16 protein-coding genes are annotated in these 15,013 nt (G+C 63.8%); 12 read left to right on the top strand and 4 right to left on the bottom strand.

The genetic code is table 11. The features are described 5' to 3' along the window. Nucleotides 1-87 precede the first annotated feature (87 nt). The 3 genes from BN2694_RS12995 to BN2694_RS12985 all read left to right on the top strand — a co-directional run bounded on the left by BN2694_RS12995 (nucleotide 88) and on the right by BN2694_RS12985 (nucleotide 2,650). Nucleotides 88-348, top strand: a complete 261-nt coding sequence (locus BN2694_RS12995; RefSeq protein WP_135666178.1) for a DUF7123 family protein — start codon at nucleotides 88-90, stop codon at nucleotides 346-348. Nucleotides 349-474: 126 nt separating this feature from the next. Continuing rightward, nucleotides 475-1,623 carry a site-2 protease family protein gene (locus tag BN2694_RS12990; protein WP_135666176.1) on the top strand — a complete coding sequence of 383 codons (1,149 nt, stop codon included), beginning with the start codon at nucleotides 475-477 and terminating at the stop codon, nucleotides 1,621-1,623. A 166-nt stretch (nucleotides 1,624-1,789) separates the two neighbouring features. Then, nucleotides 1,790-2,650: an LTA synthase family protein gene (locus BN2694_RS12985; RefSeq protein ID WP_244605455.1), complete on the top strand. Its 861-nt coding sequence runs from the start codon at nucleotides 1,790-1,792 to the stop codon at nucleotides 2,648-2,650. A 27-nt stretch (nucleotides 2,651-2,677) separates the two neighbouring features. On the opposite strand, the gene thiL is transcribed toward BN2694_RS12985, so the two are convergent. Beyond that, nucleotides 2,678-3,559, bottom strand: a complete 882-nt coding sequence (gene thiL, locus BN2694_RS12980; RefSeq protein ID WP_135666172.1) for a thiamine-phosphate kinase — start codon at nucleotides 3,557-3,559, stop codon at nucleotides 2,678-2,680. Between the two features lie 143 nt (nucleotides 3,560-3,702). Between thiL and BN2694_RS12975 the strand changes: the two genes are divergently transcribed. From BN2694_RS12975 to hisS, 6 genes are all read left to right on the top strand, one after another. Further along, nucleotides 3,703-4,731, top strand: coding sequence for a lysylphosphatidylglycerol synthase transmembrane domain-containing protein (locus tag BN2694_RS12975; RefSeq protein WP_135666170.1), 1,029 nt, complete (start codon nucleotides 3,703-3,705; stop codon nucleotides 4,729-4,731). 74 nt (nucleotides 4,732-4,805) lie between these two features. Further along, the gene (locus BN2694_RS12970) at nucleotides 4,806-5,267 is read left to right on the top strand and encodes a 30S ribosomal protein S19e (protein ID WP_135666168.1); all 462 of its coding nucleotides are present in this window, start codon (nucleotides 4,806-4,808) and stop codon (nucleotides 5,265-5,267) included. 84 nt (nucleotides 5,268-5,351) lie between these two features. Then, on the top strand, nucleotides 5,352-5,705 hold the full coding sequence (locus BN2694_RS12965) for a DNA-binding protein (RefSeq protein WP_135666166.1): 354 nt from the start codon (nucleotides 5,352-5,354) through the stop codon (nucleotides 5,703-5,705). After that, nucleotides 5,706-6,296 carry a DUF7411 family protein gene (locus BN2694_RS12960; RefSeq protein WP_135666164.1) on the top strand — a complete coding sequence of 197 codons (591 nt, stop codon included), beginning with the start codon at nucleotides 5,706-5,708 and terminating at the stop codon, nucleotides 6,294-6,296. Nucleotides 6,297-6,409: 113 nt separating this feature from the next. After that, the gene (locus BN2694_RS17440; protein ID WP_210408977.1) at nucleotides 6,410-6,802 is read left to right on the top strand and encodes a winged helix-turn-helix domain-containing protein; all 393 of its coding nucleotides are present in this window, start codon (nucleotides 6,410-6,412) and stop codon (nucleotides 6,800-6,802) included. 443 nt (nucleotides 6,803-7,245) lie between these two features. After that, nucleotides 7,246-8,550 carry a histidine--tRNA ligase gene (gene hisS, locus BN2694_RS12945; RefSeq protein ID WP_135666160.1) on the top strand — a complete coding sequence of 435 codons (1,305 nt, stop codon included), beginning with the start codon at nucleotides 7,246-7,248 and terminating at the stop codon, nucleotides 8,548-8,550. On the opposite strand, the gene BN2694_RS12940 is transcribed toward hisS, so the two are convergent. The 3 genes from BN2694_RS12940 to BN2694_RS12930 all read right to left on the bottom strand — a co-directional run bounded on the left by BN2694_RS12940 (nucleotide 8,532) and on the right by BN2694_RS12930 (nucleotide 11,275). Continuing rightward, nucleotides 8,532-9,182, bottom strand: a complete 651-nt coding sequence (locus BN2694_RS12940) for an HAD family hydrolase (RefSeq protein WP_135666158.1) — start codon at nucleotides 9,180-9,182, stop codon at nucleotides 8,532-8,534. The genes hisS and BN2694_RS12940 overlap by 19 nt on opposite strands. 67 nt (nucleotides 9,183-9,249) lie before the next feature. Further along, a complete protein-coding gene (locus BN2694_RS12935) occupies nucleotides 9,250-10,359 on the bottom strand; it encodes a glycosyltransferase family 4 protein (protein ID WP_135666156.1) in 1,110 nt (369 codons plus the stop codon). Nucleotides 10,360-10,405: 46 nt separating this feature from the next. Continuing rightward, a complete protein-coding gene (locus tag BN2694_RS12930; RefSeq protein ID WP_135666442.1) occupies nucleotides 10,406-11,275 on the bottom strand; it encodes a hypothetical protein in 870 nt (289 codons plus the stop codon). 259 nt (nucleotides 11,276-11,534) lie between these two features. On the opposite strand from BN2694_RS12930, the gene BN2694_RS12925 reads away from it, so the two are divergent. The 3 genes from BN2694_RS12925 to BN2694_RS12915 all read left to right on the top strand — a co-directional run bounded on the left by BN2694_RS12925 (nucleotide 11,535) and on the right by BN2694_RS12915 (nucleotide 14,953). Then, complete coding sequence (locus BN2694_RS12925) at nucleotides 11,535-13,508, top strand: aldo/keto reductase (RefSeq protein ID WP_135666154.1); 1,974 nt, start codon at nucleotides 11,535-11,537, stop codon at nucleotides 13,506-13,508. A 149-nt stretch (nucleotides 13,509-13,657) separates the two neighbouring features. Next, a complete protein-coding gene (locus tag BN2694_RS12920; protein ID WP_135666152.1) occupies nucleotides 13,658-14,044 on the top strand; it encodes a DUF7475 family protein in 387 nt (128 codons plus the stop codon). Nucleotides 14,045-14,182: 138 nt separating this feature from the next. Further along, entirely contained in the window at nucleotides 14,183-14,953 is a 771-nt protein-coding gene (locus BN2694_RS12915; protein WP_135666150.1) for a CDP-alcohol phosphatidyltransferase family protein, read from the top strand. Nucleotides 14,954-15,013 lie beyond the last annotated feature (60 nt).

Here is a 15,013-nt window from a genome sequence, read left to right as displayed (position 1 = left end):
TCTAATCGCTAAAACGTCACGAAGTCGCCCGAAGCTTCTCCCCTATATATACCCATCCGGTCTATACGTCAGAGCGAGGTATCACAGATGAGCGCAAAAACCCAGCCCTCCGGGGAACGCGTCGAAGAGTCCACCACTAGCAAAGAAGAGCGGCTGCGATCGTTCCTCAAACAGAAGGCCCAGGATGGGGAGATGTACTTCAAGAGCAAGTTCATCGCCGAAGAGGTCGAACTCTCACCCAAGGAGATCGGTGCGCTCATGGTGAAACTTCGCGATTCGGCCAGCGAGCTGAACGTCGAGAAGTGGTCGTACACGAGCGCGACAACCTGGCGCGTCGAGCACGCCTAAGAGCCCTCCACTAATTCCCAGTATCCGCGTCGCCCGGTTGGTCCTCCCGCCGGGACCGCACCCGTGTCGCCCTGGATCACCAGGGCGTCGGTATTTTACGTCCCAATCCCCTGGGTCCCATCACGAATGGCCGGAGACGAGCCGTCGAGTCAGCCCCCAGGACCCGCGGCGTTGTCGTCGGTGTTTCACGTCTACCGCGTCGAACGCGACGGCGAGGCGATCCGGTACATCGGAGAACCGTTGATCGCCCCCGGAAACGTCGCCGACGAGATCGCCCCAGCGTTTGCCGAACGCGGCTACGACGTTTCACTGACGAAACGCCACGATCGCGATCAACGCGGCGCCCCGGGCCCGTACGCAGTCGTCGCCGAACCTCAATCGGCCGGTATCGACGGGATCCCGTGGGGAAACATCGCCATGTTCGTTCTCACCGTCGCGACGACCCTCTACGCGGGGACGTGGTGGTATTACATCGACCTCGCGGATGACCCGCTGAACCTACTCCGGGCGTGGCCCTTTACGGCCGCTGTTTTGGGCGTCCTCGCGACCCACGAACTGGGTCACTACGTCGCCAGTCGCTACTACGACGTCGATGCGAGCCTGCCGTACTTCATCCCGGTCCCGCCGCCGATCGGGACGATGGGAGCCATCATCCGCATGCGCGGGCGGATCCCCAGCCGAAAGGCACTGTTCGACATCGGCGTCGCCGGCCCGCTTGCAGGTCTCGCGGCGACGATCGTAGTCACGGTGATCGGCCTCCATCTGGATCCCATCGCCGTTCCTCAGGGGGCCGCCGAGGCGGCATCCGAAGGAAGCGGATACATCCGGTTCAACGATCCGCTGTTGCTCACCTTGCTCGCCGACCTCTCGGGGCAGCCGGCCGGCTATGGCGAGGGACTGGCCGTCAATCCGGTTGTCTTTGGCGGCTGGGTCGGGATGTTCGTGACCTTTCTGAACCTGATCCCCGTCGGGCAACTCGACGGGGGGCACATCCTGCGGGCAGCCCTGGGGCGGCGCCAGGAGACGGTCGCTGCAGCGGTCCCCGGCGTGCTGTTCTCGCTGTCAGCCGGGCTGTACTTCCTGACGGACTACACCCAGTCGGTCATCCTGTGGGCAATCTGGGGCGTGATCGCCCTCGTCATGGTCCGGGCCGGCTCGGCGACGCCCCTGCGGGAAGGGGCAATCGGGCCGTGGCGGTGGGGCGTCGCCGCAATCACGTTCGCGTTGGGGGCGCTGTGCTTCATGCCTGTCCCCGTCGAGATCATGATGGGGTGATCGGTTCCAGGGTATCGCAAGCATCGGACTGTCGAGTCGGGTTCCCCTCCGATGGATCTCGATGGATTTTTCTTCCCGTTCCCGATACCATCGCCTGAGTATCGTGTCGCATCTCTCAGAGACGGTTGCGTCGGTCTCCCGGTGGATACCCGAGGAGTTCTCCACCTTGAGTGTCATCAAACGGGAGGCCAAAGCCAGGCTGGTCCGACCGTTCACACGCAGAAAGTACGAGCCGATCTCCTTTCCCGACCGGGACTGGGACACGCTGGTAGTCCTCGACGCGTGCCGATACGACATCTTCGCGACGAACAACCCGTTCCCGGTCGCCGCAGAGCGTGTCCACTCAAACGCGAGCCACACGCGGGAGTTCCTCCGGCGGAACTTCGCCGGCAGACACCCCGATACCGTCTACGTGGCGGCGAGTCCACAGATCGCGAGCCACGGCGGCGAGTTCGCACATGTCGAACACGCCTGGCGGACCGAATGGGACGACGACAGTGGGACCGTGCCACCCGAAGCGGTCACCGAACGTGCTCTCGCCCTCGCCGAGCGCTATCCCCGAAAGCGGCTCGTCGTTCACTACATGCAACCACACTTCCCGTTCATTGGCCCGACAGGCGGGCAACTTGCCGCCCAGGGATCGTATCTGGACGGTCGTCGCAACCGGATTTACCCCTCGGTCTGGGAACGCTTAGACGCCGGAAACGCCGACGAGAGACTCGTCAGGGAGGCCTACGAGGAAAACCTCCAGGTCGCACTGCCCGCCGTCGAACGGCTGATCGACAGGCTGGACGGGAAGACGGTAGTTACGAGCGATCACGGCAACCTCTTCGGCAAGCGCGTCTCACCCCTGCCGATCAGGATCTACGGACACCCGCCTGGGATCGCCGACCGCGAACTGACGGCGGTCCCGTGGGTGGAACTGCCCTTCGACTCACGCCGTGAGATCACCAGCGCGGACACTCAGACTGCAGAAACCGACGGGGGACCGAAACGCGAACGCCTGGAAGCGCTCGGATACGTCTGATTTCTCCCGCTATTTATCATCAGCCGATCAGTCCGAACCGCCATGGGTGAATCCCCGATCGGCGAGTGCCTCGCCGTCGAGCGTGACCGCGTCCCCGTCGACGACCCGACCGATCGGGGACAGGGAGATCGGCACGGCCCGCCTGGCGGCCGCGAGGTCATCGGGGTCGATCGTACAGACGAGTTCGAAGTCCTCACCGAAGAATACGCCCATCTCGCGCCGGTCGTCCTCGTTCGATGCCACTGCTTCGACCGTCTCGTCGATCGGCAGCGGCGACTCCACAGCGATTCCGACATCACTGGCCTCGGCGAGCTGGTGGAGCGAGCGGGCGAGACCGTCACTCGAATCCATCATCGCCGTCGCGAAGGGAGCTAGCGTCCTGCCCGAGGCGACGCGGGGGTCGAACCGGAAGAGGTCGTTGGCGCGGTCAGTTTGTCCGTCAGCGAACAACGCAAGGGCAGCGGCACTACGGCCGAGCGTGCCAGTCACACAGACCACATCACCCGGATCGGTACCCGATCGGAAGACTGGATCGTCGGTCCGGCCGATCGCTGCCGTCACCGCCGAGAACTCCGGATTTTCGTCGAGATCGCCACCGACGTACTCGCCGCCGACCGCTTCACAGACCGCGATCGCGCCGTCGACGAATGCGAGCAATTGCTCGCTCTCGAAGGACGGGGCAGCGTAAACGGCGACCGCGGCGACCGGGTCGGCACCCATCGCGGCGATGTCCGACAGCGACGCACCGACCGCGCGCCAGCCGGCCGTATACCGCGTCGTCTCGTCCGGAAAGTCCGTCGACGCGTGGAGCATGTCGATGGTCACGACGAGATCCTCGACGACTGCAGCGTCGTCCCCGGCGGGACCGAGCCGATCGGCAAGCACGGACAGGGCTGTCCGTTCGTCCATAGGGCGGGCTTTGACTTCACGGTACTAACACCCGGCGGTCGGGATCGACGCGACGCCGTCGACGCCCCGAAACAGGCCATCGGAATCGACTGGCGGGTCGGGTTTCGGAGGGTTCAAACGGACGGCGACCGTCTCCGGCGCGTATGGATGCCGACTTCCGGACCACGGTCGCCGGGTTCGCGGGGGCCGGTATGGTCCTGGTGATCCTGTTCTGGCTCATCGGGATCGACGGAATCGTGGCGACGATCTCACGAGCGGAACCGTCTATTCTCCTCGGCGTCGTCGCGTTTTCGGCCTGCTGGATGGTCTGTTGGGGGCTGGTACTGCATACGGTGCTGGGAGCAATCGGCTCACCCGTGGGGGCATTGACAGCTGTTCTTGCCTTCAGCGCCTCAATGTTCACAAACGCGATCACGCCATTTGGACAAGCAGGGGGTGAACCGGTCGCCGCGATGCTCATCTCCGAGGCCGCCGACAGTGACTACGAGACCGGACTGGCCGCGATCGCCAGCGTCGACACGCTTCACTTCCTCCCGTCGATCGGACTTGCGACTGTCGGGCTGGGTACGCTCTTCGTCGAGTCGGTTTCGTTGACGCGGAACATCTACCTGGCCAGCGTCGCCGTGGCACTGCTTTCGGGCGCCTTTCTGGGCGGGGCGTTACTCGGCTGGTTCTACAGAGCGGAGATAGAGCGGTTCGTCGTGCGCGTGTTCACACCGACACTCCGCCGGCTTGCCGGAGCGCTTCCGCGACTCGAACCACCCGAGAAAAGTGCAGTCGAAGAAAGTATCGAGGGGTTTTTCGCGGCGATCGACCGGGTCGCAAGGAGTCGGCGGACAGTTCTGTTAGCGTCGCTGTATTCGCTGGCCGGGTGGTTATCGCTCTCAGGGGCGCTATGGCTCTCGCTCATGGCGATCGGGTACTCCGTACCCTTCGTGGCTGCACTAATCGTCGTTCCCGTCGGCAGTATCGCAGCCGTGACGCCCTTACCGGGCGGCTTAGGGGGAATCGAAGCCGCTTTCATCGGACTAGTGGTCTCGACGACGGGTGTCGCCGCGTCAGTAGCCGGTGCCGCGGTCGTGATCTACCGGATAGCGACCTACTGGTTACCACTGATCGTCGGCGGCAGTACAGCTGCTGTCCTGGGATCACGCCGTCGCCGGCCTGATTAACCTGGCCACTGGGACGTGTTGGGGACTTCCCCAAGACGATGCGCTTAAATGACGTCACGGGGAAGGAACCACCAATGGCAACACTCTACGACGTTCCGGCCGAGGACCTCATCGAGGCCGTGGCCGACAAACTCGCAAGCGAGGACGCGATAGAAGCACCCGAGTGGATCACGTTCGCCAAGACGGGCGTCGGGAAGGAACTGGCCCCCGAACAGGAGGATTTCTGGGAGACGCGGGCCGCGAGTCTCCTCCGGAAGGTCGCCGTCGACGGCCCGGTCGGCGTCGGCAGCCTCGCGACGGCCTACGGCGAGACCACGGACGGCTCGAACCGCTACCGTGTCAGTCCCGCAAAGCAGGCCGATGGGAGCCGCAACATCATCCGGACGGCCCTCCAGCAACTAGAGACGATCGGCTACGTCCAGACCGCCGAGGGCGAGGGCCGACGGATCACTCCGGACGGGCGAGCACTGCTCGACGAGGTCGCGACGGACGTCCTCGAGGACCTCGACGATCCGGAACTCGAACGCTACGCCTGATCGTCGCGTTCTCGTTCGTGCCCCACGATCACGACGGTTCGTAGCGAAATCGTTTTGCCCGGGACTCGAATAGTACCGAATAGCATGAGTGGAGAGCCATCTGACGAGGAAATGCAGCGCCTCCGCGAGGAGCGAATGGAGCAGTTGCGCGAGCAGGCCGAACAGCAAGAGGGAGAAGGCGGCGGACGCGAGGCCGCCCAGCAACGCGCCGAGGCCCAGAAGAAAGCCGTCCTCCGCAAGCACCTGACCGACGACGCCCGCAAGCGCCTGAATACCCTCAAGATGTCCAAACCCGAGGTGGCAGAGCAAGTCGAGAGCCAACTCGTCGCGATTGCCCAAAGCGGGCGCATCCAGGGCAAAATCGACGACGAGAAGATGGCCGAGCTCCTCCGTGAGTTGACGCCCGACTCCAAGAGCTTCGACATCAAACGCCGGTAGATGGAGCTCGCGCTGTGTTTCAGTGGGGGTAAAGACTCGGCGCTGGCGGCGTTGCTCGCCGACCCGTTCTTCGACGTGACGCTCGTGACGGCCACGTTCAGCGTGACTGATGCCGCCGAGCATGCCCGCGAAGTTGCGGCGTCGCTCGGATTCTCACACGAGACGATCGAACTCGACCGCGCGGTTGCCGACGATGCGGTCGAGCGGATGCTCGACGATGGCTATCCCCGCAACGGCATCCAGCAGGTCCACGAAGCCGCACTCGAAGCTCTCGCCAGCGAAGGGTTCGATGCCGTCGGCGACGGGACGCGCCGGGACGACCGCGCGCCGACGGTCTCACGACCCTTCGCGCAAAGTCTCGAAGACCGCCATGGCGTCGAATACGTTGTGCCACTCGCGGGCTACGGGCGGGCGACGATCGACAAGCTGGCCGCCGAGCGACTTCGGATCGAAACGGGGCCGAGCGAGCGACTGGCGAAAGGTGACTACGAGCACGAACTCCGCGCGGTGCTTCGGGACGAGCACGGCGATAGCGTGATCGACGAGATCTTTCCCGAACACGTCCAGTCGGTGGTGCGTGGGCGGCAGTAAAACCGGGACCGGTGTTAGTCAGATACCCTTCGTACAGACATAATCCGTGGAGTCCGTAGAACAAGCAAATGGAGATAAGGCTTAATAAATCCTAATACAAACGGATACGTACAATGCCGATTTCAAAGGACGAATTTCAGACGATTGACGAGGGTGGGCCGTCGCTCCCCGATCTTGGAGCTAATACCACGCAAGGGGCGGTATACCGTTTCCTTCTCGAACACGCCGATCAGGCGTTCCGTCAGCGCGAAATCGTCGAGAACGTCGACGTCCCAGCCGGAAGTGTCGGGCCGACGTTGAAACGACTCGAAGAACACGGTCTGGTCGAGCATCGCGACCGCTTTTGGGCGATCGCTGACGACGAACACGCAATCGCCTCCGCAGGTCTACTCGGCACTGCCACAGCTGACACTATCGACGGTGGATTCTCCGACCAAGACGTCGAGACGTGGATGGAAACCGCAGTCGATCCAATCGAAAAACGTGCTGACAACGAGGAGAACTGAGTTCAATGGTAGAGCGGAAAGACGTCGTGTGGGCACCGGATCCGTTCAAATCGGATACCGGGAACCCCCGGCCGTGGCTAGTTATCTCGGGCGAACGGCTTCCGTATCCTGACGAAGAAGCTATCACCGTCGCGTTCACGACGCAAACGCATCACTCGGGCAGCTTTGCTGTCCCGAGTGGAGCTTGGATTCGTGGCGAACCAGGGCAGCAAAGCTATGTTCTCCCATGGACGGTTGCTACACTGAAAGAGAATCTCCACATCGTTGGCGTACAGGGCTCCGTGACCGAGTCGTTCACCGACAGGGTCACGACAGCCACAGCTGCCTATGTGAGCGGTACGCAAGTGGAGAATGACTGACCGAAAGGGAATGTTTCTACACCTTACTTGTACCGACGGGGCCGGAAGGAAGGGTTCAAACGCCCGCTGGCCGAACGCGGGTGTATGTACGACGGTATCAAGGGGTTTCGGGACTTCTATCCCGCGGAGATGGCGGCCCACCGTGACGTCATCGACACGGTCGAGGACACCGCCGCCCGCTATGGCTTCCGTGAGATTGCGACCCCGGCACTCGAAGAGACGAAGATGTACGTCGAGAAGAGTGGCGAAGAGATCGTCGAGGACCTCTACAGCTTCGAGGATCAGGGCGGCCGGGACGTGGCGCTAACGCCCGAACTCACGCCGACCGTCGCCCGGATGGTCGTCGAGAAACAGCAGGCCCTCTCGAAACCGATCAAGTGGTACTCTACCCGACCCTTCTGGCGCTACGAGGAGCCCCAGCAGGGTCGGTTCCGGGAGTTCTACCAGACCAACGTCGACATCTTCGGCAGCGAGGAACCCGAGGCCGACGCCGAGATCCTCGCCTTCGCCGCCGACGCGCTGACGAATCTGGGGCTCGACGCCGACGATTTCGACTTCCGTGTCTCCCATCGGGACATTCTTGGGGGGCTTCTCGAAGCCTTCGACGCCGACGTGGATCAGCGAGCCGCGATCCGGGCCGTCGACAAGAGCGCAAAGATCGAACAGGCGGAGTACTACGACTTGCTGACCGAAGCGGGACTCTCGTACGACCAGGCCGAGCACTTCGACGCCCTGCTCGCGACCGACGATCTCGAGGAACTGACCGACTTCGCGGAGACCGATCGTGTCGCTTACGCCGTCGACAACCTGCAGGCAGTCCTAGCGGCCGCCGAGGACTTCGGCGTCCGGGAGTACACGACGATCTCACTCGAGACCGCACGCGGGTTGGATTACTATACGGGCGTCGTCTTCGAGTGTTTCGACTCCGTCGGCGATGTCTCGCGGGCGGTCTTCGGCGGCGGTCGGTACGACGACCTCATCGAGAGTTTCGGCGGCCAGCCCACGCCAGCGGTCGGCGTCGCGCCGGGCGTGATGAACTCGACGCTGCCCCTCCTGCTCCAGCGCGCAGGCGTCTGGCCCGAAGAAGAACTCTCGACGGACTACTACGTCCTCCAGGTCGGTGAGACACGACCAGTGGCGGCGCGGATCGCCCGCGAGTTGCGCGAGGCGGGCCACATCGTCGAGACCGACGTCTCCGGGCGCTCGTTCGGCGGGCAACTTGATTACGCCGACTCGATCAACGCCGAGACGGCGATTATCGTCGGCGAGCGCGACCTCGAAAACGATGAGATTACGATCAAAGACATGGCAAGCGGCGATCAGGTGCAGGTGCCCGTCGACTCGTTCCCCGGCGACCACGTTCGACCGACCTACGACGACTTTGACTGACTGGTTTCCGGTGTCTCCCAGTCCCCGTTCATGACGTCCTCGACCGCGTCGTACAGCGTTCGTTCCCGACGGTCGAGATGGACGTAGTTCATGTCGGTCCGGGCCGCGAACGCACGGTCGCTGTCGCGATCGCCGACGTAGACGTACTCGCCGTCCCCCAGGGTCTGGGAGACTGGCTCGAACAGTGCAGGATCGGGCTTGAGACGGTCGAGTGCCGCGCGCGAGTGGCCCCGACCGACCCCGACGGCGAACTCCTCGTCAAGCCCGGTTTCGTCCAGGAACGCCTCGACGACCTCCTGTGGAGAGTTGCTCACGCAGAACAGCGTCTCATCGAGTAGTCGGCCGATGGCGTCGATGTCCTCGTACGGCTGGAGTTCACCGGAGCGGATGGCTTCTACCTTCCCACCAGTGTAGTTGCGCGTCCGCGCCGCCCAGAGAGTATCCGGATCGACGCCGAACTCGTCGGCGACGGCTTCGAGATCCGCGAGCGCGTCGGGATAGAGCTTCCGTCGATTCGCTTCGCATCGCTCGATACCCAGTTCCGTCAGCGCGTCGTCGAGCCCTCGGTCGAGCCAGGACAGATCAGCTGCTGAGTCAAGGAGGACACCATCCAGGTCGAAGCCGACGTGCATCGTCCGATAGTCTGACCGTCACGGCGAAAAGCGTCACGTTCCGCATCTCGGATTCCACGGCGAACCGTTACTCGAGGGTCTGATTCACGTACGTGCTGATCGCGGCTTTGAACTGGTCGCGGGTAAATCGATCGCGGCGAAGTGACGGCCGGTCATCCGTCGTGATCGCTGTATCGATACGGTCGACAGCTGCCGCCAGCGAGTCGAACAGTCGGTCCGGCCGCCCATCGAGGATATCCCGCTGTCCGCCGCCATCGGGTGCAAAGGCGATCATCCCAGCCGAGACGTACTCGGCGACGGACATGCCGAAGTGTTCGTCCGGTTTGAGATTCAATCCGTATCGGTGGGTTCGAAGCAGCGTTTCGAGTCGGTCGCGGGAGACGTCACGTTCGAGATCGACGTACGATCGCTGATCGACGGCCGCCGCCACGCGGTCGGCATACTGCCGATAGGAGCGTGGCGTCGATCCAACGACGTGGAGGTGGACATCGTGTCCACGGTCACGGAGACGGTCGATGAGGGATATAGCATCCAGAACCCGTTTGTCAGGCGCGATCCGTCCGACAACGACGATCCCCTGCTGGCGGTCGTCCCAGTCGAGACCCTCCTCGATCGGATCGACCGGAGGAGCCACGACAGCAGGGCGGACGCCATAGAGTTCCGCGACCACCTCAGCGGTCCACGCCGAGTTCGCGAGTAGCGTCGCCCGCTGCAGATCCGGTCGGTCGGGAGCAGCGATGCGGCTCCATAGCGGGTTCAACCGGCCGGGATCGCCGTCTTCGAGATCATAGAGGTGAAACTGTGGATAGTGGACGTACTGGACGGACGGCCCCGGGAACGAAAACTCGTTTGCCGTACTCACCGCCAGATCGAACGCGTCGGCGTGCTGGCGGAAGTACCGGGCCACGAGCACGCTCCGGACGGCTAGTTGCGGCCCGATCCACGGAGCGAGGCGCCCGAGCGTCTTCGCAATCGACCCATTGGCTGGTGGCGTCCGTACGGCAATCCCATCGACGTCTGCGTCGAAGCGATCCGCCAGTACAGCGAGATCGGTCTCACTGAGCGTGAACAGCGTGACCTCGTGGTCGCTCGATAGTGCCTCACAGGTCGCCAGACACACCGCATCCGCACCGCCCTGGAAATCGAGCGTGTTGTGGACCACGGCGACCTGCGCCATGAACGGCGTTCGGGCCGGAACAAAATATACTGTCGGCTCCCCGCTATCAGCGGTAGCCGAGTGCATCGAGACGTGACTGATCGTCGTCCGCTCCGTAGACGCGGCTCACGGGGAGCGGTTCCGGTGGCACTAACTCCGGAGAGTAGGTCGTTCGCCCGTTGCCCCTCGTCTCGGCCCACGGGACAGTCAACACTGCCGCCAGCGGGAGGTGCATGGGGTGGCCGTACAGCCCCCACTCGCCGAACAGATTACCGTGATCCGCGGTGATCGCAACCCGGCCCGTCACATTGTCCACCAGCGTTCCGACGGCTTCGAGGACGTGTCTGAGAGTGGCCTCGTAGGCGTCCCAGACCCGGTCGGTCGTGATCTCGCCGCGCCGGAGGGCGACCCAGGGGTTCGTCGGGTTGCTATGGTCGCTGTTGCGAACCATGCCGTCGTCTTCGGCAAGCGGGTCCGGGACGAACGGATGGTGGGGCTGCATGTAGTGGACGACCAGCCTGTCTGGGTCGCGTTCCCGGGCCATCGAAATCGCGCGATCAGTAACGGCCCGGGCGGGGACGGTTCCCAGGTCCTCGTCCCAGGCGTATTTCCAGACCTCGTCGAGGGCGGCGAAGGACTCGGCGTCGACGTAGCGGTCGGTCCAGGTGTTGCCCGTCACCATCACCGTCCGGGACGTCTCCGGGTGGCCCGGAAACGTGTTTTCGAGCCACTCCGAGGAAGAACTCCCGACCGATCGCATCGACTCGACGGTCCCGATCAGGTCGGTGTCGGGGGCGACCGACCGGAGGGCATCGGCTCGACAGGCGTCGAGCACGACCAGAACATCCCAATCGCGTTCAAAAACGTTCGTCCCGGTATCGAGCCGTTTGCCGATCGCCTGCAGCGCCCGGAGATAGGCGGTACCGAGCCGGCTCATTCCCGGTTCTGTCACGGTCGCCGTTCGTGCCAGTCGGACAAAACGGCATCGCCCCCGGCTGTAGGTTCCCGAGAATCCCCGTCCCGGTGTCCACGTCATTCCAAAGCAGCCTCGTCCCTGGCGTCCACGTGGTTCCCGGTCCATTTCGTCCCCGGTGCCCACGCGATTCTCGGGCTGCTTCGTCCCCGGTGCCCACGCGATTCTCGGGCTGTTTCGTCTCCGGCGGGACGCATTTGTACGTCCCGCCCGGGGTAGGCCCATGGACTGTCTGTTCGTGGGAGCCGGCGCGATCGCCGCCGAGTACGCGTCCGGCCTGGAGACGGCCTCGCTCTCGCTGGCCGGCGTCTGTGATCTCGACGGCGAGCGCGCGGCGACCCTCGCCACGGAGTACGACTGTCCGGCGTTCACCGATCTGGAAACTGCCCTGGCGGCCGTCGACGCCCCGCTGGTGGTGAACCTGACGAGTCACGCCGCCCACGCCGAAGTAACCCGGCGTGCACTCGCGGCGGGTCGACACGTCTACACCCAGAAACCGCTCGCACTCGACGCTACTATCGGCGAGGAACTGCTGGCGATGGCTCAGGATCGTGATCTCGCCCTCGGCGTGGCCCCGGAGAACCCCCGGGGACCGTCACAGCTCCGGGCGGCGCACGTTCTGGCGAGCGATCGGCCGGGGTCGGTGCAACTGGGCTATGCCCACGCCCACGTTGGCCGCGTGACCGACTGGCACGACCGGCCGGACTCGTTTCTGGAAATCGGGCCGCTGTACGACGGTGGCGTCTATCCGCTGACGCTGCTCGTCTCGTGGTTCGGTCCCGTCGAGACGGTCCGGGTCGCCGACGCACTCGATATCTGGCCGGCCCGTGAATCGAAACGGCCCTCCACAGCCAGCCACATCGAGGCGACGCTCGCTTTCGAGTCGGGACCCACTGTCCGGCTGACGGCCAGTTTCTATGCGCCCCACCGAAGTCGGGAGTTCTACGGCCTCGAACTTCACGGCGACGACGGGTCGTTGTACCTGAATGGAACCGGCGCGATGGAGACCGACATCGATCACGTCCAGTTCGGTCGCGTCGGCCACGAGTACACCGCGGTACCACCACAGTCGCCAACCTCGTCCATCGAGTACGCCAATGCGGTCCAACGACTCGCCGAGAGCGTCACTGACGGGGCGCCCGTATGGGCGAGTGCTCGGCGGGGTGCTCACGTCGTCGCCATCTGCAACGCCATCGAGGACGCCGCCGCGAACGGTGGGCCGATTGACGTCCCGTCCTACGGCGCCAAGGCCGATCCGCTACCCGAAACAAACGTTCGGCCGGAAACTGTCGATACGAGTTCGACTGGCCGAGACGCCATTCGACTGCCGGCGGTCGGCTTTGGCTGTTCGCGGTACCGTGACGGCGAGTACGTCGACCGACAGGAATCTATCGCGACGGCGCTTGACGCGGGCTATCGCTTCCTCGACAGCGCCGAACTGTACGGCAACGAACACCGGATCGGCGAGTTGCTGGCCGCCCCGGGGGCGCCGGACCGGGAGGCGGTCTTCATCCTCGGGAAGGTTTGGCGGACGAATCACCGTCGCAAGCACATGATCGCCGCCGCCGAGGGAAGTCTCACAGAACTAGGCATCGACGCTTTCGATAGCTACGCTCTCCACTGGCCCGACGCCTGGGCACACCGTGGATCGCTCGACCGGCTAGCCGAATTACCGATCGAGGAGCAAGAAGGGGTCACGTTCCCCGAAACTGCCGACGGAGAGATCGAGACGGCCGACATATCGCTCGAAACGGCCTGGAAGAACCTCGAAGCGGTGTACGACCGAGGGCTGTCCCGGACCATCGGGGTCTCGAACGTGACCCGATCGCAGCTGGAGACGATCCTCGATACCGGGCGTGTTCGGCCGGCGATCGTCCAGGTCGAGCGTCATCCCTACCAGCCGCGAACTGATCTCGTCTCGTTCTGTCACGAGCGCGGAATCAGAGTGATTGCTCACTCGCCGCTGTCCGCGCCGGGCTTGCTGGACGAGCCCGTCTTAGCCGAGATCGGAGGGAAGCGCGATCTCTCGCCGGCCGAGGTCGTCATCGCCTGGAATGTCACCCATAACGTCGTACCGATCCCATCGAGTACGACGCCGGCACACATCGTTTCGGACCTGGCCGCGAGCGCGCAACGACTTTCTCCCGGCGAGATTGATCGTATCGATTCGCTCTGCGACCCTGGATTCGAGCGGTAGACGGCCCCGACAGCGTAGGGAGTCCGACGGGAGTAGTGACTGTCGAACGGCCCCCAGAAGATGTTGCTGAAGGACCCGATCGAGCCGACGATGCGGTAAGTCAATCCGCCGACACCACGATTATGTACACGGTCACCGAGGTGTGCGATATGGCAACAACCGAAACGACGGGGCCGACGATCCGAACGGAATCGCTGGGTGGACTCCACTGGGTCGGGATCCTTGCGGCCCTCGTTAGCGCCGCGATCCATCTCCTGCTCGGGGTTCGGCTGCTCTCCTCTGGGATAGGAATAAGCTTCGTCCTGGCGGGATTGGGGTTCCTCGGAGCGATCGTTCTCGTCCTAATCGACTATCGCCGTCGGACGGTCTACGCTGTCGGGGTCCCGTTCGTTCTCGTCCAGATCATCCTGTGGTTCATGCTCAATTTCATCAACGGTCCAAAGACGTTCCCGACAGACATCGGGACGATCGGGGCGGTCGACAAGATCGCACAGCTTGTCCTTCTTGGCGTCCTCGTCGCGCTGTTGCGTTCCTGACGCGAGTCACAGGTTTAGGTTCCTCAAGGCCCAACTGTCGAGACGATTCCGGAATGAATGCGTCGAACGGACACCAGGTGACGCGCGCACTCGTTGTGACAGGCCCTCAGCGGTGCTTTTGTGGGACAGGACGTGTGAATGACTGAGCGAAGCCCCGAACAACCGATGTCTGTCGGGATGGCAGTGGTACTCGCGCTTTCGGGTGCGCTCGCACTCGCCGTCGTCCTCCGGGGCCTGTATCCCCCTCGCGAGCTCGATACCTGGATCTTCGACCCCGCAGCGGTTGCCGGAGTCTGTCTGGGCGGCCAGCTGTGGTACGCCAGTCATCGTCTCGTCCCGTCTCGGATGTCCAGGGAACCGCTTGCCCGGCTGTTTGGCCTGGCGAACTCATTGACCCTACTCCGGGGCGCGCTGTACGCAGTCGTGGCTGGATTCATCGTCGTCCCGCCCACGACGCGTCTCGCGTGGGTACCGGCGATGGCCTACGGAGTTGGGGTCGTTCTCGACAAACTCGACGGAACCGTCGCCCGCACGCTCGGCCAGGAGACCTCGCTGGGAGAACGACTCGACATGGCCGTAGACACGTTCGGCTTCGTCGCCGCGCCGCTAGTCGCTGTCCTGTGGGGGCGACTCCCGGTCTGGTACCTCTCGCTTTCGGCAGCCAGGTACGTCTATCGCGGCGGCCTTGCCTGGCGACAGCATCAGGATCGGCCAGTGTTCGATCCGCCTGACAGCAACCTCGGAAAGTACCTGGCCGGGATGCAGATGGTGTTTCTCACCGTGGCGCTGACACCGGCCGTCCCGGCCCCTCTCGTCCGGACTGGGGCCCCATTCGTCCTCGCCCCATCGCTCGGAGTATTCGTCCGTGATTTCTTGATCGTCACCGGCCGTCTCGGCCGGAAGCGCTGAAGCACGTCCAGGCAGCCTCCTTCGAGACGGACTCAGTCCGTCAAACATTGTGGTTGCCGC

This window comes from Halorhabdus rudnickae (assembly GCF_900880625.1).
Classification (GTDB): domain Archaea; phylum Halobacteriota; class Halobacteria; order Halobacteriales; family Haloarculaceae; genus Halorhabdus; species Halorhabdus rudnickae.
The sequence above is the reverse complement of the archived record's forward strand: the minus strand, read 5'-3'. Positions and strand labels throughout refer to the sequence as shown.